This is a genomic window from Pseudomonas sp. 8_5_2, from assembly GCF_059295255.1.
Genome location: NZ_CM181238.1, coordinates 2455334 through 2477586 on the forward strand (window position 1 = coordinate 2455334; position 22253 = coordinate 2477586).

Consider the following 22253-nt stretch of genomic DNA (forward strand, 5'->3'; position numbering starts at 1 on the left):
TCGCGGCGTGGCTGCTACTGTGAATGCACTTGTAAGCACAGCGTTGCATCTTCAACGGAGGCAGTATGTCGGTAGAAAAGGTAGCAATCATCACCGCCGGTGGCAGTGGCATGGGCGCTGCGGCAGCACGCCGCCTGGCCGCAGACGGCTTCAAGGTCGGGATTCTCTCGTCCTCGGGCAAGGGCGAGGCGCTGGCCAGGGAGCTGGGCGGGATTGGCGTGACGGGCAGCAACCAGTCGGTCGAGGATTTGCAGCGGCTGGTCGATGCCGTGGTCGAGCAGTGGGGGCGTGTCGATGTACTGGTGAACAGTGCCGGCCATGGTCCACGTGCGCCGATCCTCGAGATCAGCGATGTCGACTGGCACAAGGGCATGGACACCTACCTGCTCAACGTCATCCGCCCGACACGCCTGGTGACGCCGATCATGCAACGGCAGAAGGGCGGGGCGATCATCAACATCTCCACCGCCTGGGCGTTCGAACCCAACGAAATGTTCCCGACCTCGGCGGTGTTCCGTGCGGGCCTGGCAGCGTTCAGCAAGATATTTGCCGACACCTATGCGGCGGATAACGTGCGCATCAACAATGTGCTGCCGGGGTGGATCGACAGCCTGCCGGCCACCGAGCAACGTCGCGACAGCGTGCCGCTCAAGCGTTATGGCACCAGCGAGGAAATTGCCGCGACCATTGCCTTTCTGGCCAGCGAGGGTGGCGCGTACATCACTGGGCAGAACATCAAGGTCGATGGTGGCCTGACGCGTAGCGTCTGAGCTGCTGCCGTATTCGCGGGCAAGTCCGCCCCTACAGAGGAGCGGACTTTGCCTGGGGCACTCGCGCTTTCATCAAGCGCTTTGGGCTGCCAGGCTGTTGCTGACATTGCGCCCCAGCACCAGCACCGTGACAAACCCACAGCCCACCAGCGCCGTGGCCAGGCTCAGCAGCACCGCCGTGCCCATATGGTCGACCACCTGCCCACCGAAGAACGAGCCCAGCGCAATGATCACCTGGAACATCGCCACGAACAGCGGCATGCCACGCTCGACATCCTTGGGCGCGACCACAAACATCCAGATATTGGCGCAGGCCGGGAACGCGCCAAAGGCAAAGCCCCACAGCGCGATCAGCATCGCGGCGCCGGTCATGCCGGTGGCGAAGTGCGGGAACAGGGCGGTGCTGACAGCGATCAGCAGCGCGACCAGCATCAGGGTATGCCGTACGCTGCGGTTGGCCGCGAAACCGGCGAAGATGTTGCCCATGAAACCGGCCACGCCATACAGCAGCAACAATGAGCCGATGGTAGGGCCATCAAAGCCGGCATTCTGTTTGAAGAACGGTGCAACGTAAGTGTACGCGGCAAAGTGCGCCAGACCGATCAGCAGGACGGCGATCAAACCGACCCGCGCTTGCGGGTTGATGAACAGGGCCGGCAGGTCGCTCACGCGAATGGCCTTCTCCGGGTTCAGCCGCGGCAGCAACAGTACCTGCGCCAGCAGCACCGGGATCCCCACCAGCGCGGTAACCAGAAAGGTCATGCGCCAGCCCATCAGGCCACTCAGCCAGGTACCTACGGGCACACCCACTACAGTCGCCAGGGTAACCCCGGCCATGATGATCGAGTTGGCCTTGGCTACGCCCATGCCATCAGGCGCCAGGCGGCCGCTGAGGGCAATGGCGGTGGCCCAGAAGCCGCCGATACTGACGCCCAGCAGCACCCGGCCGACCAGCAGCAGGTTGAAGTCGACGGCGTAGGCGACGATCGCGTTGGCGATGATCATGATCAGCGTCAGGCCGATCAGCAGGTAGCGCCGGTCCAGTGCACCGACGCCCACGGAAATCAAAGGCGCGGCCAGCGCGGCCATGATGCCGGGCAGGGTCACCATCAGGCCGGCAAGGCCGGCACTGATGCCAAGGTCGCTGGCCACATCGTTGAGCACGCCCACCGGCAGAAACTCGCTGGTGACCAAGGCGAAGGCACCAACGGCGACCGAAAGAATCGCCAGCCACTGCTGGGTGAGACTCTGCTGGCTGTGTTCGGGAAGGCCCTGACGGGCCTGGGGGGTATTTGGCATGGGGTGCGGTTCCATGAGGGGATGTCGCCTGTGGCAGGCGCAGGAGCGGGGAGATTTGCAGGCGATTATAGGGACGGCCCTGCCAGGCCGACAGGCGCGCCGCTCGATAGTGATCATCAGTGCAATCGATGAAAGCTCACCGCTGCAGCTTGCTGTCCCGGCGCAACGCCCCCCCAGCACCATGTGGAGGACCGTTTGGGTAGCGCGTTCAAAATCCGCTTTGTTTGGGTAGGGCGGCGCGCACGGCGATATCGTGCGAGTGCGTAGCGGTAAATGTCGACTCCTGCCGAGGCGGCTGTGGAAAGACGCCCGGCAAGATCGTCGACACCGTCAGTTCATGGCGATACCAGCACGTCACACTGCGATTCGTTCAGCACATGTTTGGTGACGCTGCCGACCAACAGCGCTTCCAGGGCGCTTTCACCCTGTTTGCCGACCACGATCAGGTCGCACTCCAGCGCCAGCTCCTGCTCGGCAATCCGCCAGCCAGGGTCACCATGCAGCACGATCTGCCGGGCGTCGGCCACGCCAGCAATCTCGCTCAGGGCGGCGAGTTGTTTCACGGCATCCTTGCGAATGACGTTGCGGTAGTGGGTGAGGGTGTCATGGTCGATGTGGGCGAAGCGGATACTGCTTTCGAACGGGGCTTCGTACACATGCAACAGGATGATTTCGGCCTGAGGCGCAATGGCCTTGGCCAGTTCGATGGCCCGCTGCGACGCTGGCGAAAAGTCGACGGGCACCAGCACGGTGCGGTAGGCGTCGCGGGGCGCCTGCTTCACCACCAGCAAAGGGCAGGGCATCCGATCAAGCATTTTGTGCACGGTAGAGCCCAGCAGCAAGCGCCGGCCCACGCCCTGGCCTTTCGCCCCACACACCAGCAGGTCGCTGCCCTTGTCTTGCACCACACGGGAGATTTCCGTGGTCACCGAGCCGTTGGCCACCTGCACGCCAGCGGCAATGTCATAGCGCTGGAACAGCATTGCCGCCTGTGCGCGCAGCTTTTCGCCGGCGCTGTCCCGCACCCGCTGCAACAGGTCGTCATCAGGTACCACCAGCTGCTTCAGGCGCTCGAAGGGTGCCGGGTTGGCAATATACAGCAGGTCCAGCGGGGCTTGCTGCGCCTGGCTGAGGACGGCCGCGCGCTCCGCTGCGTTGCGGGCAAAGGGTGACAGGTCGGTGGCTACCAGTATGTGTTTCAGCGGGCTCATGTGGGGCTCCTTGTCCAAGATCGCGCGGTTATCGATGCGCTGCTTGCTGCCATCGTCTCGCGAACCCGATACGGCGGCTTGATTTGCGTCAACTGCATGCCGATCCCGTCTGCATCAAATCCCAGGCCCTGGCATCTGCCGGGTCGGCGGGGATCAAGGCCGGGATGCAGCAGTCACGAGCAATGCGCATGGGGGCAGAAACACGCGCTGCACTGAAATTTTGCATGAGCCATCTTGATGCTTTCACATAGTGGTACTAATACTTAAGCACTGCTGGAAGAGGGATGATCATGCAGACGCGCTTCGTAGTAGTTCCCGCTGTGCCGCTCCAGAAAGAATTGCTCCCTCGCCGTTTTGGCTTCCCGGCCGCCTTGGGGGAGGGCTACGACCTGTATGACACGCTGGAAAAGGTGCGCCTGAGCATCAACTTCCCGACCCGCGCTGCCGCGGAATACGAGTGCGCTTCGCGCAACGGTTGCTGTGATACAGGCGGGGCGGATATCGCCGGCAATGGCTGATCAGGCCAGGTAGCGCCGGTAATAGTCCAGCGTCGCCAGGTTTTTGTCCTTGGCTTCGAACATGATGTCGAACCGGTCCAGGAACTGCTGGGCGTAGCGGTTGGTCCAGTCGTTCCACATCTGAGCGCTGTGTGCGTACAAGTCGCGTTTAGCCCAGGCGCGGCATGTGAATTCTCCAGAACTGGTGGGAGGTGTCGCGGCACCCCTGCCGCTAACCGTGTGTGCGCAACGCTTCGACCAACTCGGCTTTGGTCATGGTGGAACGCCCCTTGATGTCTTTGCTTCGCGCTTCTTTCATCAGGCTGGCCTTGGTCTGGGTTTCCAGCGAACTGCCAGAGGTGCGTGAGTGGCCCTGACGTGATTTGGCGGCACGTTTTGCCGAGTCCGAGCGCGCGGACTGCTTTTCGCTGGAGGCGGTCGTTTTCCCCGAACCGCCTTTTTTATCGCCACCCCCCGACTGCTTGTTGACCGTGGCCCAGGCGCGCGCCTTGGCCTCGTCTTTCGGTACGCCCTTGTGCTCATAGCCCGCCTCGATGTGCTCGGCTTTGCGCTTCTGCTTGTCTGTGTATTTGTCTTTGTCACCGCGTGGCATGGTCCTCACTCCCGCTTCATTGGCCTGACCGGTTGAAACCCTGCGCAGCGCCAGAGTGCCGGGCAATGGACGAATGGCACCATTGCTTCGGCCGATGGTCATTCAATGGACATATACAGGCTTTAGGGTGGAGACAGGAGCCGTTACAAGGCTCCGGTCCAGCTAGGCGAACCGGGATGACTCATGAAGGCAATGGACATCGCTACAGCCAGGCGCAAGGGTATCAAGCTGCGCGCCACGGTAATTTATCGCAAGGATGGCCAGGTGCTTTTTGTGCGCAAGCGCAATGCGAAATGGAACCTGCCGGGGGGCAGGGTCGAACCGGATGAGACGCCACTGCAGGCTGCGCGGCGGGAAATGGCGGAAGAGACCGGCCTGGCCTTCGATGAATTGCGCTTTGTCAGCGAGTACCGTGAGGAGCGGGTTATCCATTATTTGTTCGAGGCGCGCAACGCGGCGGACAAGCCTCGTCCTCGCAACGAGATAGACGCCTGCCGCTGGATCAAGCCGCGGCAGGTGGCCAAGCGGCGGGTCAGGCGGCCGATCAAGACGCTGTTGCGGCATTGCGCTTGAGGCTGGGGCACGCAAAGATCGCGTGCGGGCTGACAGGTGCCTGCCACAATACATGCAGCGCCTGTCAGCCCTGACGCGATCTTTGCGTGCCCCAGACAATGCCCCCGCCCCACCCCTGTCAATAAACCTGCGGCACAATCATGTCCACCGGCGTCGGGTTACGGCTGTAGTCCTCCTGCCTGACCCGCTGTGGCAAGTCGATCCTCGGCACCTCCGCCTCTTCATCCAAGCAGCTCGCGATGGATGCCCCTCATCAAGGTGTGTTCTGTCGGGGACATGGCGAGCGCTCGTGCTGGGGATAGATGGCAAATTGATAATCGCCTTCGGTTACCAAGGCATGACATCACCCTGCCGCCATGGCAGAGGGAAAAAGCTCTACCGTGCGGCCTGCCATTCAATCGTCACAAAGCTGTAACACAGCTGATGCAAAGTGTGCCGGCCATCACAAGGAGCGCTTTTCGATGATTCGCCTGATGAAGTCTGCTGCACTCGCCGTTGCCGTTTCGCTTTGTGCCACTTCCGGGGCTTTCGCCGCCGAGAACGTTCGCCTGACCGGTTCCGGCGCGAGCTTCCCGGCTCCTATCTACCTGACCTGGTTCAAGGACTTCAGCAAGAATACTGCTGGCGTCACCGTTGACTATCAGTCCAAGGGTAGCGGCGCGGGTGTCCAGGACTTCCTGAACAAGACCGTCGACTTCGCCGCCAGCGACTCGGCCATGAGCGAAGCGGACATCGCCAAGGTCGGCGAAGGCGTGCAACTGCTGCCAATGACCGCCGGTGAGATCGTCCTGGCCTACAACCTGCCGGGCGCCCCTAAAGGGCTGAAGCTGCCTCGCGATGTGTACTCCAACATCTTCCTGGGCAAGATCACCAAGTGGAACGACCCGCAGATCGTCGCTGCCAACCCCGAGCTGAAGCTGCCAGACATGCCGATCACCGTGGTGGTCCGTGCCGACTCCAGCGGCACCAACGCGGTGTTCACCAAGCACCTGTCGGCTATCAACGCTGACTTCAAGAAAGACCTGGGTGAAGGCAACACCGTCAACTGGCCAGCCACCGACAAGTTCATCAAGTCGCCGAAGAACGACGGCGTAACCGCCACCGTACGCCAGACCCCAGGCGCCATCGGCTACATCGAATACGGCTTCGCCAAACTGGCCAAGGTCGACTTCGCCGTACTGCAAAACAAAGCCGGCCAGTACGTCGTGCCGAACGCCGAGAGCGGTGCCGAAGCGCTGGCTGCGGTGAAGATGCCGGAAAACCTGATTGCCCACCTGCCAGACCCGGAAGGTGCCAAGTCCTACCCGATCACTTCCTACACCTGGATGATCTTCCGCAAGGACAATGGCAGCCCGGAAAAGGCCAAGGCCATGCGTGAAATGGTCGAGTACGGCCTGACCAAAGGCCAGGAGATCGCCGACTCGATGGGTTACATCCCGCTGCCAGCGTCGGTTGTCGCCGAAGTGCGCAAAGCGTCGGAAAACATCAAGTAATACCCTCAGGCGCTCCTGGCGTGGACGGACTGTCACGCCGGGGGTGTTTGCCCTTTGTCCCGGAACTCGCCCATGAACACACCTTTTGCCATACCGGATAACCCGGATTCCGCGTGCCAGCCACCGTCCGCCAAGGACTTCCTGGTTGACCGCACCTTCCGTGCGCTTGCACGTATCGGTGTGGTGCTGATCCTCGCGCTGGTCTTCGCGCTGGTGTACGAAGTAGGACGCAAGGCACTTCCTGGCATGGAAAAGCACGGGTTTGATGTGCTGTTCGGCACTGTATGGGACGTCAACCAGGGCAAATACGGCATTCTGCCCGCCATTTGGGGCACGCTTTACAGCGCCCTGATCGCCTTGTTGATCGCCGGCTTCTTCGGCGTCAGCATGGCCATTTTCCTCACCCAGGATTTCCTTCCGGCCAAGCTTGCCGCGGTGTTCCGCACCATCGTCGAGCTGCTCGCCGCCATCCCCAGCGTGGTCTACGGCCTGTGGGGCATCTATGTGGTCATCCCGGCGATTCGCCCGCTGACCGCGTGGCTGAACAGCGAGCTGGGCTGGATCCCGTTTTTCGGCACCTCACTGAGCGGGCCAGGCCTGCTGCCTGCGGCGTTGGTACTGGCGATCATGATCCTGCCGACCATTGCTGCCGTTTCCCAGGATGCGCTGACCAGCGTGCCAATGAAAACCAAGCAGGCGGCCTACGGCATGGGCACCACCCACTGGGAAGCCATCCTCAAGGTGATGGTGCCATCCGCCGCCACCGGCATCTTCGGCTCCTTGGTGCTGGGCCTCGGCCGCGCACTGGGTGAAACCATGGCCCTGGCCATGCTGGTCGGCAACGCCAATACCATCACCTTGTCCCTGTTCGCCCCGGCCAACACCCTGGCAGCGCTGCTGGCGCTGAACTTCCCGGAAGCCGGCCCGAACGAGATCGAGGTGCTGATGTATGCGGCACTGGTACTGATGTTCATCACCCTGCTGGTGAACGTGTTCGGCTCGATGATCATGCTCTACGCCCAGCGGGGTAACAAACAATGACCGACCTTTCGACCCCTGTAGCCGCGTTGCCCAGCCTGCAGCGCAAGCTCGAAGGCCGCGCCCTGCGCAGCCTGGTCCTGACCTCGCTGGCCTGGTTCGCGGCGCTGGTTGCCAGCGTGCCGCTGATTTCCGTGCTGTACATGCTGATCACCCGCGGCGGTGCGCGCCTCAGCCTGGAAGTGTTCACCGAGTTGCCGCCTACCGGCTTCGAGATGGGCGGCGGTTTTGGTAACGCCATGGCCGGTACCTTCGTCATGGTCGGCATCGCTGCCGCCATCGCGGTACCGGTCGGTATCCTGGCAGCCGTGTTCCTCGCCGAGCTCGGCCCGGAGAGCAAGCTGGCCAACGCCGCGCGCTTTGCCGCGAAGATGCTCACTGGCCTGCCTTCGATTCTGGCCGGCGTATTCGCCTACGCCCTGGTGGTGATGACCACCGGCACCTATTCGGCACCGGCAGGTGGCGTGGCGCTGGCGGTGCTGATGCTGCCGATCGTGGTGCTGACCGCCGAAGAGTCGATGAAGATGGTGCCCAAGATCATGAAGGACGCCGCCTACGGCATGGGCTGTACCCGTGCCCAGGTGATCTGCAAGATCGTCCTGCCCACCGGCCTGCCTGCCATCCTCACCGGCGTGATGCTGGCCGTGGCCCGCGCCGCTGGCGAAACCGCGCCACTGCTGTTCACCGCGTTGTTCAGCAACTACTGGATCTACCATGACGGCAGCCTGGCGGTCATGAACCCCACGGCATCGCTTGCCGTACTGATTTACAACTTCTCCGGCATGCCGTTCGACAACCAGCTCGAGCTCGCCTGGGCGGCCTCGCTGGTACTGGTGATGATCGTGCTGGTAATCAACATTCTGAGCCGAGTCTTCGGCAAGCCCAAGTATTGAGAAAGGGAGCATCCAACTTGAACGTATCCACTGCGCAAAGAGCCGCTCCCATGGTCAACGAAGCCCCGATCGTCATGGACTGCAAGCTGGACAAGATTTTCTACGGCAACTTCATGGCCGTGCGTGACAGCCATGTGCCGATCCGCAAAAACGAGATCACCGGCTTCATCGGGCCGTCCGGCTGTGGCAAGAGTACCGTGCTGCGCAGCCTCAACCGCATGAACGACCTGGTCAAGGGTTTCCGCTTCGAAGGCCATGTGCACTTCCTTGGCCAGGATGTCTACGGCAAGGGCGTCGACCCTGTGGTGGTGCGCCGCTACATCGGCATGGTGTTCCAGCAGCCCAACCCGTTCTCGATGAGCATCTTCGACAACGTCGCCTTTGGCCTGCGCCTGAACCGCTACAAGGGCGACCTGGGCGACCGCGTGAAGCACGCCCTGCAAGGCGCGGCACTGTGGGATGAAGTGAAGGACAAGCTCAAGGTCAGCGGCCTGTCGCTGTCCGGCGGCCAGCAGCAACGTCTGTGCATCGCCCGCGCCATCGCTACCGAGCCGGAAGTGCTGCTGCTGGACGAACCCTGCTCGGCGCTCGACCCGATCGCCACCCGTCGGGTGGAAGAGCTGATGGTCGAGCTGAAGAAGGACTACACCATCGCGCTGGTAACCCACAACATGCAGCAGGCGATTCGTGTGGCCGACACCACGGCGTTCTTCTCGGTCGATATCTCCCAGGGTACCCGCACCGGCTATCTGGTCGAGATGGGCCCGACCGCGCAGATCTTCCAGAACCCGCGCGAGCAGCTGACCAGTGACTACATCAGCGGCAAGTTCAGCTGAATCACACCCATCAAGGTGGCCGGGTGTTGCAACCAGGGAGGTTGCAACACCCGGCCGCGTTACCTTCCGTTAAAGTGTTACCCGGGATTTCAAATGCGAGCGATACGTCGTCTTGATCTGTCAGCGGTAGAGCGCGCACTGCGCGAGGTGCAGGGCCGCTTTGCCGAACTCAGCCAGCACTTCACCGAACCGCGCGACCCGTTTACCGACGAGGTGCTGCTCAATGTGCTTGAAGGCTATGCGCTGATTGACGACTATGTCGCTCGCGGTATCGACCTGTTCGACCTGCAACAGCTGAACCTGATGCTGGAAATCAATGCCACCGTGCTGTGCGGCACCGACCCGGCCCGGCGTGTGGAATTCGCCCCGCACCTGGCGGCCACCGAGGCGCACTTTTTCAACAACGTCGAAGGTGGCATCAAGGACTTGTACAACTGGTACTGCTCGTACCGCAGTGATTCGATCTGGAAGCGGGCTGCCGGTGTCTATGTACGTATCCTCAGCAAGCCGCAGCTGTTCATCGAAGGCAACAACCGCACGGGCTCGCTCATCGTCAGCTACCTGCTGATGCGCGCCGGGCTGCCACCATTCGTGCTGTCGCTGGACAACGCCGAGGGTTACTTCAACCCGTCCTCGGTCATTCGCAACTCCGCTAAACACGGTGTCAAGGCATTGTACGAATTACCCAAGATCAAGAAAAAGTACGCCGCGTTCCTCGAAGCGCACGCGCCTGAGCCCGGCAAGTTCTTCCTCGGTGGCACAGCCGTGCCGGTTTGCGAGGGGAGCCGCTGATGCAACGCACTTCACTGTTCGCCCGCGGCCGCCAAGCCCTCGAGCGCAAGCTGAAGCGGGGCCAGGTACGCATTTCGTTCGATATCGACGACACGCTCGCCTGCCTGCCCGAACACGCGGCCGCCGAGGACAGCAAGCTGCCGGGCTTTGTCCATCGCTGGCTCGGTGAACCGCTGCGCAGCGGCACCCGCGAGCTGGTCCGCGACCTGCGCCGCCAGGGCTGCAGCATCTGGATCTACACCTCGTCGGGGCGCACCCCGTCCTATATCCGCCGCTGGCTGCTGTTGTACGGCATCCATGTCGACGGCGTGGTCAACAGTGACCGGCACCAGCATATCCTGGCCCAGAACGGGCTGGAGAACTCGCCCTCGAAGCTGCCGTCTGCCTTCGATATCGACTTGCATGTCGATGATTCCGAGGGCGTTCGGCTGGAAGGCGTCGACCACGGTTTCCGCGTGGTCGTCGTCTGCCCCAAGGATGAAAACTGGGCGCAGAAAGTGCTGGATGCGGCTGTGGCCGTGCAGGAGCAACTGGCCTGGCAGCAACCGCAGCGGCATCAGATGCCTGTGCGGCAAGCCCGCCAGGCGCTTGCCTCCTGAGCCGGCCGCACTGGCTTACTCGGCGGGCATGGCACGCTGCCGGCCGTACCCGAACAGCTGGCCCAGCGTTCGGGCCAGCAGCAGCACCGCCCCCAGCACCGGCAGGCTGACCAGCAGCAAGGCATAACGCAGGGACTCCTGGCCATACCAGGGCTGCAGCAAGTCGCTGACCAGGCCCGTGAGCAGCGGGCCGACGCCGATGCCAAGCAAGGTACTGACGATGGTTTGCAGAGCCATCGCGGTACCCCGGCGTTGCGGCGCCACCAGTTGCGTCACCAGGTTGTACGATGGCGCCACCCACCACACCGCAAAAAAACTGTACAGCGCGCACCACAGCATCGCCATCGGCACTGGCAGGGTGCCCAGGCGCATCAGCACGTCGCTGGGCGACAGCAGGTAGCTGGCGAGCGCCGACGTGGCCGCCAGGTGGCCGATGATCGGCAGTGTCACTTGCCAATGGCCAGCCCTGCGAGCCAGGCGATCGCTCAACCAGCCACTGAACAGCCCACCCACACCAGCCGCCGTGCCGCACACCACCCCGGCCAGCATCCCCGCGTCCTGCAGTGACAAGCCATGGGAGCGCACCAGGAAACTGGTGTTCCACATGGCCACGGCGTACGAGCCAAGCGTGGTCAGCCCGCCCGCCAGTACCAGGCGCCGGTAAGGTGCCAAGGCCCACAACAGCCGCGCTTCGGCGCCTAGGCCTAGGCGGGCGGCGGGCAGTGCGTGGGGGGCAAGGTCCCAGCGCCCGCGCTGCGGGTCGCGTACCAGCAAACCGAGAACGGCGGCAAAGGCCAGGGCCGGCACCCCCAGGGCGATGAATGCGCTGCGCCAGCCGTACTGCTCGACTACCCAGGCACCGACGCTCAGGCCAATGATCGAGGAGAACGTTGGCGCAGCGGTAAAACAACTGATCGCGAACGAGCGCCGTTGTGGCGGGTAAAGGTCGGCAATCAGCGACAGCGATGCTGACGTGGTCGGCGACTCGCTCACTGCCACCAGCATGCGCGCCAGCGCCAGCACCAGGAAGCTGCCGGCCAGCCCGCAGGCCATGGTCGCCAGCGCCCACAGCAAGCAGGCGGCGGCCAGCAGGCGGGTGCGCGGCAGGCGGTCCACCAGCCGCCCGGCAGGCAGGCCGAGCACGGCGTATACCCCGGCGAACGCCAGGCCGGAGATCAGCCCGAGCGCGGTGTCGCCAACGCCGAATTCGGCCTTGATCGGCTCGAACATCACCGCCAGGATCTGCCGACCGACAAAATTGTCGGCGAACACCGCCGCCAGCAGCATCAGCAGCCCATGGCTGCGCCAGCCGACTGCCGCCGCCGGCAAGGTGGGCGCGGCGCTGCTCACCGTGGCGCCCAGAGGTCCGGCAGGCCGGGGTCGCTGACCACGATCAGGCGCTTGAGCAGCACCTTCAGCGCCTGGGCATCGGCCTCGCCGAGCTTGGCGGTGAGGTCCTCTTCCACCACCTTGGCCAACGCTACCTGTTGCAACGACAGCTCGCGCCCCTGGGCGGTCAATACAAAGCGCAACTGGCCAGCATCACCCTCGATGGCCACCAGGTCCTGCCGTTCCAGAAAGCGCATGCCCGCCAGGGTCACCACATGACCGGTGTAGCTGACAAAGGTGTTGAGCTCTTCAAGGCTGAGGTTGTCGCGGATCGACAGCACTGACAGCACGAAGAACGCCTGTTCATCCAGGTGCTGGTTGCTCAGCAGCTGGCGCAGCAGGTTAAGCGCCTGGTAATGGCCACGGCCGAGCAGGTAGCCAAGCAGGTCTTCGGTATAGCTGCACTCCGGGGGCGGCGGGGTGGTGGCCAGGCGCAATTCGCTGCGCGGCTTGCGCGTGGCCAGGGCATACTGGCCGCTCTGGAACGCCAGCGGCGCGCGGTCACTGTGGTCGAAGGCCAGCACTTCGCCAACGAAGATCACGTGGTCGCCGCCTTCGTACTGGAACGCCGTGCGGCACTGGAACCGCGCCGTGCAGTCCTGCAGCAGCGGGGCATTGCTGATGCCGTTGTCCAGTTCGATCTCGGCGAACTTGTCCTCGCCCTGGGTGGCGAAGCGCCCGGACAACTTCTCTTGCTCGATCGACAGCACGTGCACGTTCCAGTGCTTGCCGCTACTGAACACCGGCAAGCTGCGCGCCTGCTTGGACAAGCTCCACAGCACCAATGGCGGGTTGAGCGAGACCGAGTTGAAGCTGTTGGCGGTGATGCCCACCGGCAAGCCGTCCTGGTCTTGCGAGGTGATGATGGTGACGCCGGTGGTGAACGTGCCCAGCGCAGCACGGAAGGCCTGGGGGTCGAAACCGATCTGTTGTGTTGCCATGGCGGGCCTCAAGGGTTGGCTTTTTGTACTGCCAGTATTGGTTGCCCCGCCCGCGCAGGCATCGTCTCAACGGACTAACGCTTTTGCTCGATTCTGGTCCGATCGGACGAGGCGCGCGCCGGCGTCCCATGGCTAGTGTGGCGACATGCGCAGCCAGCGCAGCTCGCAGCCAGAGGAGACACGCATGCAACCCGCACCGTCATCGGTCCAGGCGCTCAGCAGCCTGTTGTCACAGCAGCAACGCGCATTCGGCACGGCCGGTGCGGTCAGCGCCGAACAGCGCCGCCAGCGCATCCAGCAGGTGATCGATCTGCTGATACGCCACCATGAACGCCTGACCCAGGCCATCGACCAGGACTTCGGCGGCCGGCCAGCCGGTTTTACCCTGATGAACGATGTGCTGGGGGCGCTGGCCAGCCTCAAGCATGCCAGGGATCACCTGCACGGCTGGATGCAGGATGACCCGCGCGCGGTGTTTGCCCCTTATGACCAGCTCGGCGCCAAGGCGTGGGTGCGTTACCAGCCCAAAGGCTCGGTGGGCATCATCGGCACCTGGAACGCGCCGTTGTACACGCTGTTCAGCCCGTTGGCATCGGCCCTGGCGGCGGGCAACCGGGCGATCCTCAAACCCTCCGAAGTGCTGCCGCGCACGGCGGCATGCATCGCCGCGCTGTGCGCCGAGCACCTCGACCCGCTGGAGGTGGCGGTGGTGACCGGTGGCGCCGACCTGGCCGAGGCCTTTACCGCGCAACCGTTCGACCACCTGGTGTTTACCGGCAGCACCGGCATCGGCCGCGCGGTCATGCGCAATGCTGCACAGAACCTGGTGCCGGTTACCCTGGAGCTGGGCGGCAAGTCGCCGGTGGTGCTGTCGCGCAGCGCCGACCTGGCCAAGGCGGCCTTCAGCATTGCCGTGGCCAAGGCCACCAACGGCGGGCAGATCTGCATCAACCCGGACCTGGTCTACGTGCCTCGGGCCGCGCTTGAGGCGTTCCTCGATGCCCTGCGCTCAGCCTACTGCACGCTCAACCCGACGGTCACCGGCAACCCGGACGTGGTGGCGGTGGTCAACGCCCAACACTGGGCACGGGTCGACGCGCTGGTGCAAGGGGCTCGCCAGCAGGGGGCACGTATCGAATCACTGCCTGACGTGCAGCCGGGTGACGACCGTCGCTGCCCGTTGCGGGTGGTGGTAGACCCGCCGCAGGATGCGCGCATCCTGCACGAAGAAATCTTCGGCCCCGCCGTGGTGGTGCTGACCTATGAGGCACTGGCCGAGGTCATCAGCCACATCAATGCCCGGCCACGGCCGCTGGCGCTGTACTACTTCGGCAACGACCCGCACGAGCAGCAGCAGGTGCTTGACCACACCGTGTCCGGTGGCGTCACGCTCAATGAGGTGATGATGCACGCGGCGCTGCACGATGCGCCCTTCGGTGGTGTCGGCGCGTCCGGCATGGGGCATTATCACGGGCGCGAAGGGTTTCTCGAATTCAGCCATGCGCGCACGGTGTTCCAGGCTGCCGGCCACGACCCACGCGCCGAGTGGGGCCTGTTGCCGCCCTATGGCGAGCACTTTCTGGCGGCCATGCTGGCGCAGGTCACCGCCGACTGATCAACCCCGAAAACAACAACGAACAGGACGCCAAGACCACCATGCCAAACGATCCGCAAGCCACCATTCCCGCTGCCCAGGCCACCTGGCCACGCCGCAGTGTGCTCAAGGCCGGTGCTGTCGCCGTGAGCGCCGGCCTGCTCGGGCGCTTCGCCGATGCTGCCAGCAGTGGCCTGTCAGCGGCTGACTATCAGGGCCTGGACGCCTGGGCCATGGCCGAAGCGGTGCGCGCCGGCAGCCTCAGTGGCGAGGAGCTGCTGGCCGCGGCGCTGGCCCGCTGTGCCTTGGTCAACCCCAAGGTTGCGGCCGTGAACATGCTGCACGAGGACTACGCCAAGGCTGCGCTCGCCCGCCAGCGCAGCGCGGGCACCAGCACACAGGGCGCGTTGGCCGGGGTGCCGATCCTGATCAAGGACCTCAACACCTACCTGCAGGGCACACCCACCAGCAACGGCAGCCGGCTGTTCCGCGATGCACCGCCGGCCACCTTCACCAGCACCCTGGTCAGCCGCTACGAACAAGCCGGCGCGGTGCCGTTTGGCAAGACCACCTGCCCGGAATTCGGCCTGACCACCACCACCGAATCGCTGCTCTGGGGGCAAACCCGCAACCCCTGGAACCTGGGCGTGAGCGCCGGCGGCTCCTCCGGCGGCGCAGCATCGGCGGTGGCGGCCGGTATCGTGCCGGTGGCGCATGCCACCGATGGCGGTGGGTCGATTCGCATCCCGGCGTCCTATTGCGGCCTGGTCGGCCTCAAGCCCAGCCGTTACCGCACCCCCAGTGGGCCGGCACATTACGAGGGCTGGTTCGGCGCCAGCGTGGCCCACGTGGTGTCGCGCAGTGTGCGCGACACGGCGCTGTTTCTCGATGCCGGGCAGGGCCACGAAGCCGGCAGCGCCTACTGGAGCGCGCCGCTGGCACGCCCGTATGTCGAAGAGCTGCGCCGCGACCCGGGCACGCTGCGTGTGGCCGTGGTGCGCCAGTCGCTGACCGGCGCACCACTGGATGCTGCGGTGGCCGCCACCCTGGAGCAGACCATCAAGCAGCTGCTGGCGCTGGGGCATGAAATCGAAGACCTGCAACTGCCGGTCGACCCGCGCGAACTGTTCGGCGCCCACGGTGCGGTGATCGGCACCGCATTGCTCAACCTGGTGCAGGAGCGCGAACAGGCGCTGGGCCGCGCGGCCACTGCGCAGGACCTGGAGCAGGTCACCCAGGTGGTGCTGGAGCGGGCCAAGGCCATCAACGGTGTCGGCATGTACCAGGCCCGGCAGCGTTTCGAGCGGATCGGCGCGGCCATGGAACAGCCCTTCCAGCGCTTCGATGTGATCCTGTCCCCGGTCACCGCCAACCTCACCCCGGCCCTGGGCCAGCTCAGCCTCGATCAGCCCTGGGACAGCTACGCCCAGCGGGCGATGGGCAGCGCGGCGTTCACCGTGCTGGCCAATGTCAGCGGCCAGCCGTCTGTATCCCTGCCATTGGGCCAGAGTGACAGCGGCCTGCCGGTGGGCATGTTGTTCACTGCCCGCCTGGGTGGCGAGGATGTGTTGCTGCGCCTGGCCAGCCAGCTGGAGCAGGCTCACCCCTGGGCCGGGCGGCGCGCGGTCGTCTAGCGCCAGGCCGGGGCAGGGCGCCTAGTCCGCTTTGACGATGAGGGTGGGCCAGCCAGCGCCGATCATGGGATGCACGCCGCCAACGGCTGCGCAACGGTGTTGGCGGTATCCCCTGACCTTAGCGAGTGGCACAACAACAATGACGGCTCAAGATCAGTCTCATACCCAGTACGACGTGATAGTGGTCGGTTCGGGCGCCGGTGCGATGACCTCGGCGGTGTTCCTGGCCGACCAGGGGTTCAGCGTGCTGGTGCTGGAAAAAAGCGACAAGTTCGGTGGTACCTCGGCGATTTCCGGCGGCGGCATCTGGATCCCCAACAACCACTACTTCGCCCGCCAGGGCGGCAATGACAGCCGCGACCAGGCCGAGCGCTACCTGGCGGCGGCGGCCGGTGAGCAGGTCGACCCGGCCCGCCTGCAAGCCTACCTGGACAACGCTCCGCAGATGATCGAGGCGCTCACCCGCTGTAGCCATGTACGTTACGCGGTAGCCGCCAAGTACCCCGACTACTACCCGCACCTGCCTGGCGCCCTGGCAGGGGGGCGCACACTTGATCCCGAGCTGTTCGACAGCAGCCTGCTTGGCGACGAGCTGCACAACCTGCGCAGGCCGTCGCCGTCCACCTTGCTGATGGGGCGCATCGCCTGGACTGCGCGTGACGCGCACAAGGCCATGGCCCGAGGCTTCGGCTGGCGCCTGTTGATCCTGCGCCTGATGCTGCGCTACAAGCTCGACTTCAAGTGGCGCCGCAAAAGCCGCATGGACCGCCGCGCGGCGCTGGGCAGCTCGCTGGTGTGTTCGCTGCGCCGCTCGCTGATGGACCGCAATGTGCCGCTGTGGTTGAACAGCGACTTCCGTGAACTGCTCAGCGAACAGGGGCGGGTCAGCGGCGTGCGCATCTGCCGCGATGGGCAACTGCTGGACCTGCGCGCGCGCCATGGGGTGATCCTGGCCTCCGGTGGTTTCGAGCAGAACCAGGCGTTACGTGAGCAATACCTGCCCAAGCCGACGCGCATGGCCTGGAGTGCCACACCACCGGGCAACAACACCGGTGCCGCGCTGCAGGCAGGCCTGGCCCACGGCGCGGCCACTGCGCTGCTGGACTGGGCCTGGTGGGCACCGACCATCGCCGTGCCGGGTGAGGACAAACCGCGTGGCATCTTTGCCGAGCGCGCCTTCCCCGGCGCCATCGTGGTCAATGGCCAGGGCCTGCGGTTCGTCAACGAAGCCGCGCCGTACCTGGAGTTCGTCGATGCCATGCACCGCGACAACGTGCGCAGCGGCGGGCGTTCGGTGCCGGCCTGGGTGGTGTTCGACGGGCATTTTCGCTTCAACTACGCCATGGGCCCGTTGATGCCGGCCCAGGTCATGCCCGACAGCCGTCTGCGCAAAGAGTGGCGCGATACCCTGTACTGGAAGGCCGACACCCTAGAGGCACTGGCGGGTCAGATCGGCGTCGACCCGCAAGGCCTGGCCGCGACCGTGGCCAAGGTCAACGGCTACGCCAGCACCGGGGTGGACGAGGACTTCGGCCGTGGTGGTAATGTCTTCGACCGCTACTACGGCGACTGCAACATCAAGCCCAACCCGTGCCTGGCGCCGCTGCGCAAAGGCCCGTACTACGCCATGCGCCTGGATGCCGGCGACATCGGCACCAAGGGTGGCCTGCTGACCAATGCCCAGGCCCAGGTGGTGCGCGACGACGGCTCTGCCATCGCCGGCCTGTACGCCATCGGCAACTGCTCGGCATCGGTGATGGGCACCAGTTATCCCGGTGCCGGCGGCACCCTGGGCCCGGCGATGACCTTTGCCTACGTGGCCGCCAACCACCTTGCCCGGCAGCGCCAGGAGGCCCGATGAACACCAGTGTCACGCCCATTCTGGCACCGCTGCAGGTCGATGATGCCGCGGCCGTGCATTGGCAGGCGCACTGCGACGTACTGGTCATCGGCTGGGGCGCAGCAGGTGCCTGCGCCGCGCTGCAAGCCCGCGCTGATGGCGCCGATGTATTGATCGCCGACCGTTTCACCGGCGGCGGCGCCAGCGCCAGGAGCGGCGGCGTGGTGTACGCCGGCGGCGGCACAACGCAGCAGCGCGCGGCCGGCTTCGACGACACGCCCCAAGCCATGTTCGACTATCTCCGGCACGAAACCCACGGGGTGGTCAGCGACGACACCTTGCGGCGCTTCTGCAACGACAGCGTGGCCAACCTGCAATGGCTGGAAAGCCACGGCGCGCCCTATGCGCACCAGATGCCCGCTGGCGGCAAGACGTCGTACCCGCCCGATGGTGCCTTTCTCTATTACTCGGGCAACGAACTGGTCCCCGCCTATGGCGGCGCGCAGCCCCCGGCCCCGCGCGGCCATCGCACGGTTGGCAAAGGCCAGTGCGGCGCCGTGCTGTATGGCCATCTGCAAGCGGCCTGTTTGCGCGCCGGGGTACGGCCGCTGCTGCAGTCCGCCGCCAGGCGCCTGGTCATCGACCGCAGCGGGCGAGTGATCGGCGCCGAGTTGTGGCGCCTGCCAGCCGGCAGCAAAGTCGCCTTGCAGCATGCGCGGCTGGCCGCGCGCGCCGAGCGCCTGCAGAACTTTGCCCCAGGCTACTGCGACCGGCTGCGCCAGCGCGTCAGCGCGCTGGAACAGGCCCATGCCAGGCCTTGCCTGGTGCGCGCTGGCAAGGGGGTGATCCTCAGTACCGGTGGCTTCATCTTCAACCGCGAGTTGATCAAGGCCCACGCGCCCAGGTTTCGCCGCAACTTCAAGGTGGGCGCCACCGGCTGCGATGGCAGCGGCCTGCGCCTGGGCCTGAGCGTTGGGGCAGCCAGCGACAGGCTGGAACGGGTATCTGCCTGGCGATTCATCAATCCACCGTACAGCTGGCACCGCGGCATCGTGGTCAACCGTGACGGTGAACGCTTCTGCAACGAAGAAGTGTATGGCGCCACCCTGGGCCAACCGCTGATGGAAGAGCAGGGCGGCCGGGCCTGGCTGGTGCTGGATGCGCCGCTGCGGCGCAAGGCCCTGCAAGAAGCGTTATTTGGTGGCTACTGGTGGTTCCAGGCACTGCCGGCGCTGGTGCTGATGCTGTTCGCTGCACGCAAGGGCAAACACCCCGCGCAGCTGGCCGCAGCCACCGGGATGCAAGCCGAAACCCTGCGCCAGTCGCTGCTGGCCAACAACGCCGCAGCCCGAGGGCAGGCCCCGGAGCCGTTCGGCAAGTCGGTCGCGGGTCGCCAGGTGCTGCAGCAAGGGCCTTACTACGCCTGTGACATTTCCGTGGGCAACCCGATCTTCCCCTTGGGCGCGCTGACGCTGGGTGGCTTGCGCGTAGACGAACGCACCGGCGCGGTGCTGGGTGCAGGCGGTGAGCGAATCGCCGGGCTGTTCGCCGCAGGCCGAACGGCGCTGGGCATTCCTTCACATCTGTACATCAGTGGGCTGTCCCTGGCCGACTGCGTGTTCTCTGGCCGCCGTGCCGGGGCAGCCGTGGCGCAGGGCGCGGATTTGGCAGTGGACTGCGAGGTGGCATCATGAGCGAGCGTAACGGGCGCGTGCAGGGCAAGGTCGCCCTGGTCACCGGCGGGGCCAAAGGTATAGGCCGGGCAAGTGCTCGCCTGCTGGTGGCCGAAGGTGCGCAGGTGCTGATCAGCGACATCGACACCCAGGCCGGGCAGGCCCTGGCCGACGAGCTCGGCGCGGCCGCCCGCTTCATCCACCACGATGCCAGCAGCGAAGCGGCATGGCAGCGGGTGATGGACAGCCTGGTCGAGCACCATGGCCGCCTGGACATCCTGCTCAACAATGCCGGCATGCTGCAGACCGGCACGGTGGAAGACACCGCACTGCAGGATTGGGAGCGCATCATGCGGGTCAACGCCGGCAGTGTGTTTCTGGGCTGCCGCGCCGGTATCGCCCTGATGAAAGCCCAGGGCGGGTCGATCATCAATGTATCGTCGGTGGCGGCGCTGGCCGGGCGTGACGACTACCTGGCCTACAGCGCCTCCAAAGGCGCGGTGGCCGCGTTGACCCGCTCGGTGGCGGCACTCTGCAGGCGCCGCAAGTACCGCATCCGCTGCAATTCGCTGCACCCGGACGGCGTACTGACCGACATGACCCGCGGCGGCTTCCCCCAGGGCATCGACCCGGCGCGGTTGACCATCGACAGCGACCCGATGAACCGCATGTGCCTGCCGGAGGATGTGGCGGGCAGTGTGCTGTACCTGGCCAGTGACGAGTCGCGGGCCGTGAATGGGGTGGAGCTGCGTATCGACAGTGGTCAGCTGGTGATGTCGATCTAGGCCGTATGGCCCATCACCGACTGCGGTGATGGGCCGCTGGGCTCAACAGCCCTCAAAGCGCGGCGCCCGCTTCTCGATGAACGCCTGCATCCCTTCTTTCTGGTCACGCGAGGCAAACAGCAACGCGTTGGCCTTGCGCTCCAGCGCCAGCCCGGCCTCCAGCGGTGCATCCATCCCCGCCAGTATCACCTCTTTGATCTGCTCCGCAGCCAACGCCGGCATCGCTGCGATCACCCGCGCCAGCTCCAGCGCGTGGGCCTGCACCTGGTCGTCCTCCACCAGGTCGCTGACCAGCCCCGCCACCCAGGCTTCCTCGGCGCTGATCGGCTGGCCAGTCAGCGCCATGCGCATGGCCTTGGCCTTGCCCACCGCACGCACCAGGCGCTGGGTGCCACCAATGCCGGGCATGATGCCGATGCGGATTTCCGGCTGGCAGAAGCGCGCACTGCGGCCGGCGACGATCAGGTCGGCCAGCATCGCCAGCTCGCAGCCGCCGCCGTACGCATAGCCGCACACGGCGGCGACCACCGGCTTCGGGCACTGCTGGATCGGCGCCCACAGGCGCTCGGTATGGCGCTGGTAGATATCGATGGGACCGACGTCGGCCATGCTGCCGATGTCGCCACCGGCGGCGAACACCTGGTCGCCCCCGGTCAGCAGGATGCAGCGCACCGCCGGGTCGCCAGCAAGGGTGCTGAAGTGCTGCGACAGCAACGCCTGCAACTCCAGGCTCAAGGCATTGGTGGCCTGTGGGCGGTTGAGCCGCAGCAGTGCCACCCCGGGCAAGGGGTGTTCGAGCAGAACGGGTGGGGCGGGCGTGGCAGGCATGGGGTTCCTCGCGGGCAACGTGTTGGATGGCGGCCAGTGTTGCCCCCGGCCCTTGCCCATTCATCGTCCGTTCAGACGAAGTACGGCCCACGCATAGCCTCTAGAGTCGTCCCTGACAGCAAAAACCAGGAGCATGCAATGGGGCTTGATTTCAGTGGCAAGGTGGTGCTGGTCACCGGAGGCAGCAAGGGCATCGGCGCGGGTATCGCCCAGGGCTTTCTGGCCGCCGGTGCGCAGGTAATCGTCTGTGCCCGCAGTGCACCCGAGCACCTGCCGAGCGCTGGCGGGCGCAGCGCCGCCTTCATCGCCGCCGACGTGCGCGACGGCGACTCGCTGCAGGCGCTTTTCGACACGATCGAGCGCGACTTCGGCCGCCTTGATGTGCTGGTCAACAATGCCGGTGGCAGCCCCTCGGCGGTCGCTGCCACGGCCTCGCCGCGGTTTCACGAGAGCATCCTGCGGCTGAACCTTATCGCCCCGCTGAATGCGGCGCAGCACGCCAACCGGCTGATGCAGGCGCAGCCGCAGGGCGGTTGCATCGTCTTTATCGGCAGTATCAGTGCCTTGCGCGCATCGCCGGGCACGGCGGCCTATGGCGCTGCCAAGGCCGGGGTGCTGGCGCTGGTGCAGTCGCTGGCGGTGGAGTGGGCGCCCAAGGTGCGAGTGGTGGCGGTAAGCCCTGGCCTGGTGCTGACCGACCAGGCGCACCTGCACTACGGCAGCGAACACGGCATCGCGGCCGTCAGCGCCGGCATCCCGGCCGGGCGCATGGCCGACGCCAGCGACATTGCCAATGCCTGTTTGTACATCGCTTCGCCGCTGGCCAGTTACGCCAGCGGCTGCAACCTGCTGCTGCACGGCGGCGGTGAACGCCCGGCGTTTCTGCACGCCGCGCAAGCCCAACCCACTTGATCGACCACCTGGCGGTGGCCGATCCGGGTCGCTGCCCTAACGC

General features: G+C 65.3%; 21 protein-coding genes and 2 pseudogenes. 15 read left to right on the forward strand and 8 right to left on the reverse strand.

Annotated features, from left to right (window positions below; all coding sequences use genetic code 11):
- Positions 1-65 precede the first annotated feature (65 nt).
- Positions 66-770 (forward strand): SDR family oxidoreductase, encoded by a 705-nt coding sequence (locus tag AC5O5R_RS11345; RefSeq protein WP_494515379.1) that lies wholly within the window; start codon positions 66-68, stop codon positions 768-770.
- Positions 771-842: 72 nt separating this feature from the next.
- Here AC5O5R_RS11345 and AC5O5R_RS11350 read toward each other — a convergent pair whose 3' ends face one another.
- Together AC5O5R_RS11350 and AC5O5R_RS11355 are read right to left on the reverse strand one after the other, a co-directional pair.
- Entirely contained in the window at positions 843-2069 is a 1227-nt protein-coding gene (locus tag AC5O5R_RS11350; RefSeq protein ID WP_172227724.1) for an MFS transporter, read from the reverse strand.
- 335 nt (positions 2070-2404) lie between these two features.
- Positions 2405-3280 carry a universal stress protein gene (locus AC5O5R_RS11355; protein WP_172227726.1) on the reverse strand — a complete coding sequence of 292 codons (876 nt, stop codon included), beginning with the start codon at positions 3278-3280 and terminating at the stop codon, positions 2405-2407.
- 284 nt (positions 3281-3564) lie between these two features.
- Here AC5O5R_RS11355 and AC5O5R_RS11360 point away from each other — a divergent pair, with 284 nt between their 5' ends.
- On the forward strand, positions 3565-3798 hold the full coding sequence (locus AC5O5R_RS11360; RefSeq protein WP_172227728.1) for a hypothetical protein: 234 nt from the start codon (positions 3565-3567) through the stop codon (positions 3796-3798).
- Here the strand turns inward: AC5O5R_RS11360 and AC5O5R_RS11365 are convergent.
- Positions 3799-3951 (reverse strand): annotated as a pseudogene (locus AC5O5R_RS11365) (UV damage endonuclease UvsE); the annotation flags it as partial. It abuts the gene before it with no gap.
- A 58-nt stretch (positions 3952-4009) separates the two neighbouring features.
- Positions 4010-4390 carry a termination factor Rho gene (locus AC5O5R_RS11370; protein ID WP_172227744.1) on the reverse strand — a complete coding sequence of 127 codons (381 nt, stop codon included), beginning with the start codon at positions 4388-4390 and terminating at the stop codon, positions 4010-4012.
- A gap of 183 nt (positions 4391-4573) precedes the next feature.
- On the opposite strand from AC5O5R_RS11370, the gene AC5O5R_RS11375 reads away from it, so the two are divergent.
- On the forward strand, positions 4574-4963 hold the full coding sequence (locus AC5O5R_RS11375) for an NUDIX domain-containing protein (protein WP_172227730.1): 390 nt from the start codon (positions 4574-4576) through the stop codon (positions 4961-4963).
- 118 nt (positions 4964-5081) lie between these two features.
- Here AC5O5R_RS11375 and AC5O5R_RS11380 read toward each other — a convergent pair.
- A pseudogene (locus AC5O5R_RS11380) lies at positions 5082-5186 on the reverse strand (polyphosphate kinase 2); the annotation flags it as partial.
- 238 nt (positions 5187-5424) lie between these two features.
- Here AC5O5R_RS11380 and pstS point away from each other — a divergent pair.
- From pstS to AC5O5R_RS11410, 6 genes are all read left to right on the forward strand, one after another.
- Positions 5425-6456 (forward strand): phosphate ABC transporter substrate-binding protein PstS, encoded by a 1032-nt coding sequence (gene pstS, locus AC5O5R_RS11385; RefSeq protein WP_172227732.1) that lies wholly within the window; start codon positions 5425-5427, stop codon positions 6454-6456.
- A 72-nt stretch (positions 6457-6528) separates the two neighbouring features.
- On the forward strand, positions 6529-7497 hold the full coding sequence (gene pstC, locus AC5O5R_RS11390) for a phosphate ABC transporter permease subunit PstC (RefSeq protein WP_172227734.1): 969 nt from the start codon (positions 6529-6531) through the stop codon (positions 7495-7497).
- Positions 7494-8387 (forward strand): phosphate ABC transporter permease PstA, encoded by an 894-nt coding sequence (gene pstA, locus AC5O5R_RS11395; RefSeq protein WP_172227736.1) that lies wholly within the window; start codon positions 7494-7496, stop codon positions 8385-8387. The genes pstC and pstA overlap by 4 nt, the downstream gene beginning before the upstream one ends.
- 50 nt (positions 8388-8437) lie before the next feature.
- The gene (gene pstB / locus AC5O5R_RS11400; protein WP_218583469.1) at positions 8438-9223 is read left to right on the forward strand and encodes a phosphate ABC transporter ATP-binding protein PstB; all 786 of its coding nucleotides are present in this window, start codon (positions 8438-8440) and stop codon (positions 9221-9223) included.
- Between the two features lie 93 nt (positions 9224-9316).
- The gene (locus tag AC5O5R_RS11405) at positions 9317-10015 is read left to right on the forward strand and encodes a Fic family protein (protein ID WP_172227740.1); all 699 of its coding nucleotides are present in this window, start codon (positions 9317-9319) and stop codon (positions 10013-10015) included.
- Entirely contained in the window at positions 10015-10614 is a 600-nt protein-coding gene (locus AC5O5R_RS11410) for a hypothetical protein (RefSeq protein ID WP_172285988.1), read from the forward strand. The genes AC5O5R_RS11405 and AC5O5R_RS11410 overlap by 1 nt, the downstream gene beginning before the upstream one ends.
- A 15-nt stretch (positions 10615-10629) precedes the next feature.
- Here AC5O5R_RS11410 and AC5O5R_RS11415 read toward each other — a convergent pair whose 3' ends face one another.
- The gene (locus AC5O5R_RS11415) at positions 10630-11901 is read right to left on the reverse strand and encodes a spinster family MFS transporter (RefSeq protein WP_172228963.1); all 1272 of its coding nucleotides are present in this window, start codon (positions 11899-11901) and stop codon (positions 10630-10632) included.
- Positions 11902-11960: 59 nt separating this feature from the next.
- Entirely contained in the window at positions 11961-12944 is a 984-nt protein-coding gene (locus tag AC5O5R_RS11420) for a flavin reductase (RefSeq protein WP_172228953.1), read from the reverse strand.
- Between the two features lie 184 nt (positions 12945-13128).
- Between AC5O5R_RS11420 and AC5O5R_RS11425 the strand changes: the two genes are divergently transcribed.
- The 5 genes from AC5O5R_RS11425 (at position 13129) to AC5O5R_RS11445 (ending at position 20470) form a co-directional block, all read left to right on the forward strand.
- Entirely contained in the window at positions 13129-14559 is a 1431-nt protein-coding gene (locus AC5O5R_RS11425) for a coniferyl aldehyde dehydrogenase (protein WP_172228955.1), read from the forward strand.
- A gap of 41 nt (positions 14560-14600) precedes the next feature.
- Positions 14601-16172 (forward strand): amidase, encoded by a 1572-nt coding sequence (locus tag AC5O5R_RS11430; protein WP_172228957.1) that lies wholly within the window; start codon positions 14601-14603, stop codon positions 16170-16172.
- 139 nt (positions 16173-16311) lie between these two features.
- Positions 16312-18033 carry an FAD-binding protein gene (locus AC5O5R_RS11435; RefSeq protein WP_172228959.1) on the forward strand — a complete coding sequence of 574 codons (1722 nt, stop codon included), beginning with the start codon at positions 16312-16314 and terminating at the stop codon, positions 18031-18033.
- Positions 18030-19706 carry an FAD-binding protein gene (locus tag AC5O5R_RS11440; RefSeq protein ID WP_494515380.1) on the forward strand — a complete coding sequence of 559 codons (1677 nt, stop codon included), beginning with the start codon at positions 18030-18032 and terminating at the stop codon, positions 19704-19706. The genes AC5O5R_RS11435 and AC5O5R_RS11440 overlap by 4 nt, the downstream gene beginning before the upstream one ends.
- A complete protein-coding gene (locus AC5O5R_RS11445) occupies positions 19703-20470 on the forward strand; it encodes an SDR family oxidoreductase (RefSeq protein WP_172226699.1) in 768 nt (255 codons plus the stop codon). The genes AC5O5R_RS11440 and AC5O5R_RS11445 overlap by 4 nt, the downstream gene beginning before the upstream one ends.
- Positions 20471-20512: 42 nt before the next feature.
- Here the strand turns inward: AC5O5R_RS11445 and AC5O5R_RS11450 are convergent, their stop codons facing one another.
- Complete coding sequence (locus AC5O5R_RS11450; protein WP_494515381.1) at positions 20513-21298, reverse strand: enoyl-CoA hydratase; 786 nt, start codon at positions 21296-21298, stop codon at positions 20513-20515.
- Positions 21299-21436: 138 nt separating this feature from the next.
- On the opposite strand from AC5O5R_RS11450, the gene AC5O5R_RS11455 reads away from it, so the two are divergent.
- Positions 21437-22210, forward strand: a complete 774-nt coding sequence (locus tag AC5O5R_RS11455) for an SDR family oxidoreductase (RefSeq protein ID WP_172226705.1) — start codon at positions 21437-21439, stop codon at positions 22208-22210.
- The last annotated feature ends 43 nt before the right edge of the window (positions 22211-22253 follow it).

Bases quoted from the DNA above. Each gene is read 5' to 3' on its own strand.
- AC5O5R_RS11440 (WP_494515380.1), top strand. From the start codon at position 18,030: ATGAACACCAGTGTCACGCCCATTCTGGCACCGCTGCAGGTCGATGAT.
- AC5O5R_RS11445 (WP_172226699.1), top strand. From the start codon at position 19,703: ATGAGCGAGCGTAACGGGCGCGTGCAGGGCAAGGTCGCCCTGGTCACC.
- pstA (WP_172227736.1), top strand. From the start codon at position 7,494: ATGACCGACCTTTCGACCCCTGTAGCCGCGTTGCCCAGCCTGCAGCGC.
- AC5O5R_RS11360 (WP_172227728.1), top strand. From the start codon at position 3,565: ATGATCATGCAGACGCGCTTCGTAGTAGTTCCCGCTGTGCCGCTCCAG.
- pstC (WP_172227734.1), top strand. From the start codon at position 6,529: ATGAACACACCTTTTGCCATACCGGATAACCCGGATTCCGCGTGCCAG.
- AC5O5R_RS11425 (WP_172228955.1), top strand. From the start codon at position 13,129: ATGCAACCCGCACCGTCATCGGTCCAGGCGCTCAGCAGCCTGTTGTCA.
- AC5O5R_RS11455 (WP_172226705.1), top strand. From the start codon at position 21,437: ATGGGGCTTGATTTCAGTGGCAAGGTGGTGCTGGTCACCGGAGGCAGC.
- pstB (WP_218583469.1), top strand. From the start codon at position 8,438: ATGGTCAACGAAGCCCCGATCGTCATGGACTGCAAGCTGGACAAGATT.
- pstS (WP_172227732.1), top strand. From the start codon at position 5,425: ATGATTCGCCTGATGAAGTCTGCTGCACTCGCCGTTGCCGTTTCGCTT.
- AC5O5R_RS11375 (WP_172227730.1), top strand. From the start codon at position 4,574: ATGAAGGCAATGGACATCGCTACAGCCAGGCGCAAGGGTATCAAGCTG.
- AC5O5R_RS11430 (WP_172228957.1), top strand. From the start codon at position 14,601: ATGCCAAACGATCCGCAAGCCACCATTCCCGCTGCCCAGGCCACCTGG.
- AC5O5R_RS11415 (WP_172228963.1), bottom strand. From the start codon at position 11,901: ATGCTGCTGGCGGCGGTGTTCGCCGACAATTTTGTCGGTCGGCAGATC.
- AC5O5R_RS11410 (WP_172285988.1), top strand. From the start codon at position 10,015: ATGCAACGCACTTCACTGTTCGCCCGCGGCCGCCAAGCCCTCGAGCGC.
- AC5O5R_RS11405 (WP_172227740.1), top strand. From the start codon at position 9,317: ATGCGAGCGATACGTCGTCTTGATCTGTCAGCGGTAGAGCGCGCACTG.
- AC5O5R_RS11350 (WP_172227724.1), bottom strand. From the start codon at position 2,069: ATGCCAAATACCCCCCAGGCCCGTCAGGGCCTTCCCGAACACAGCCAG.
- AC5O5R_RS11420 (WP_172228953.1), bottom strand. From the start codon at position 12,944: ATGGCAACACAACAGATCGGTTTCGACCCCCAGGCCTTCCGTGCTGCG.
- AC5O5R_RS11355 (WP_172227726.1), bottom strand. From the start codon at position 3,280: ATGAGCCCGCTGAAACACATACTGGTAGCCACCGACCTGTCACCCTTT.
- AC5O5R_RS11450 (WP_494515381.1), bottom strand. From the start codon at position 21,298: ATGCCTGCCACGCCCGCCCCACCCGTTCTGCTCGAACACCCCTTGCCC.
- AC5O5R_RS11435 (WP_172228959.1), top strand. From the start codon at position 16,312: ATGACGGCTCAAGATCAGTCTCATACCCAGTACGACGTGATAGTGGTC.
- AC5O5R_RS11345 (WP_494515379.1), top strand. From the start codon at position 66: ATGTCGGTAGAAAAGGTAGCAATCATCACCGCCGGTGGCAGTGGCATG.
- AC5O5R_RS11370 (WP_172227744.1), bottom strand. From the start codon at position 4,390: ATGCCACGCGGTGACAAAGACAAATACACAGACAAGCAGAAGCGCAAA.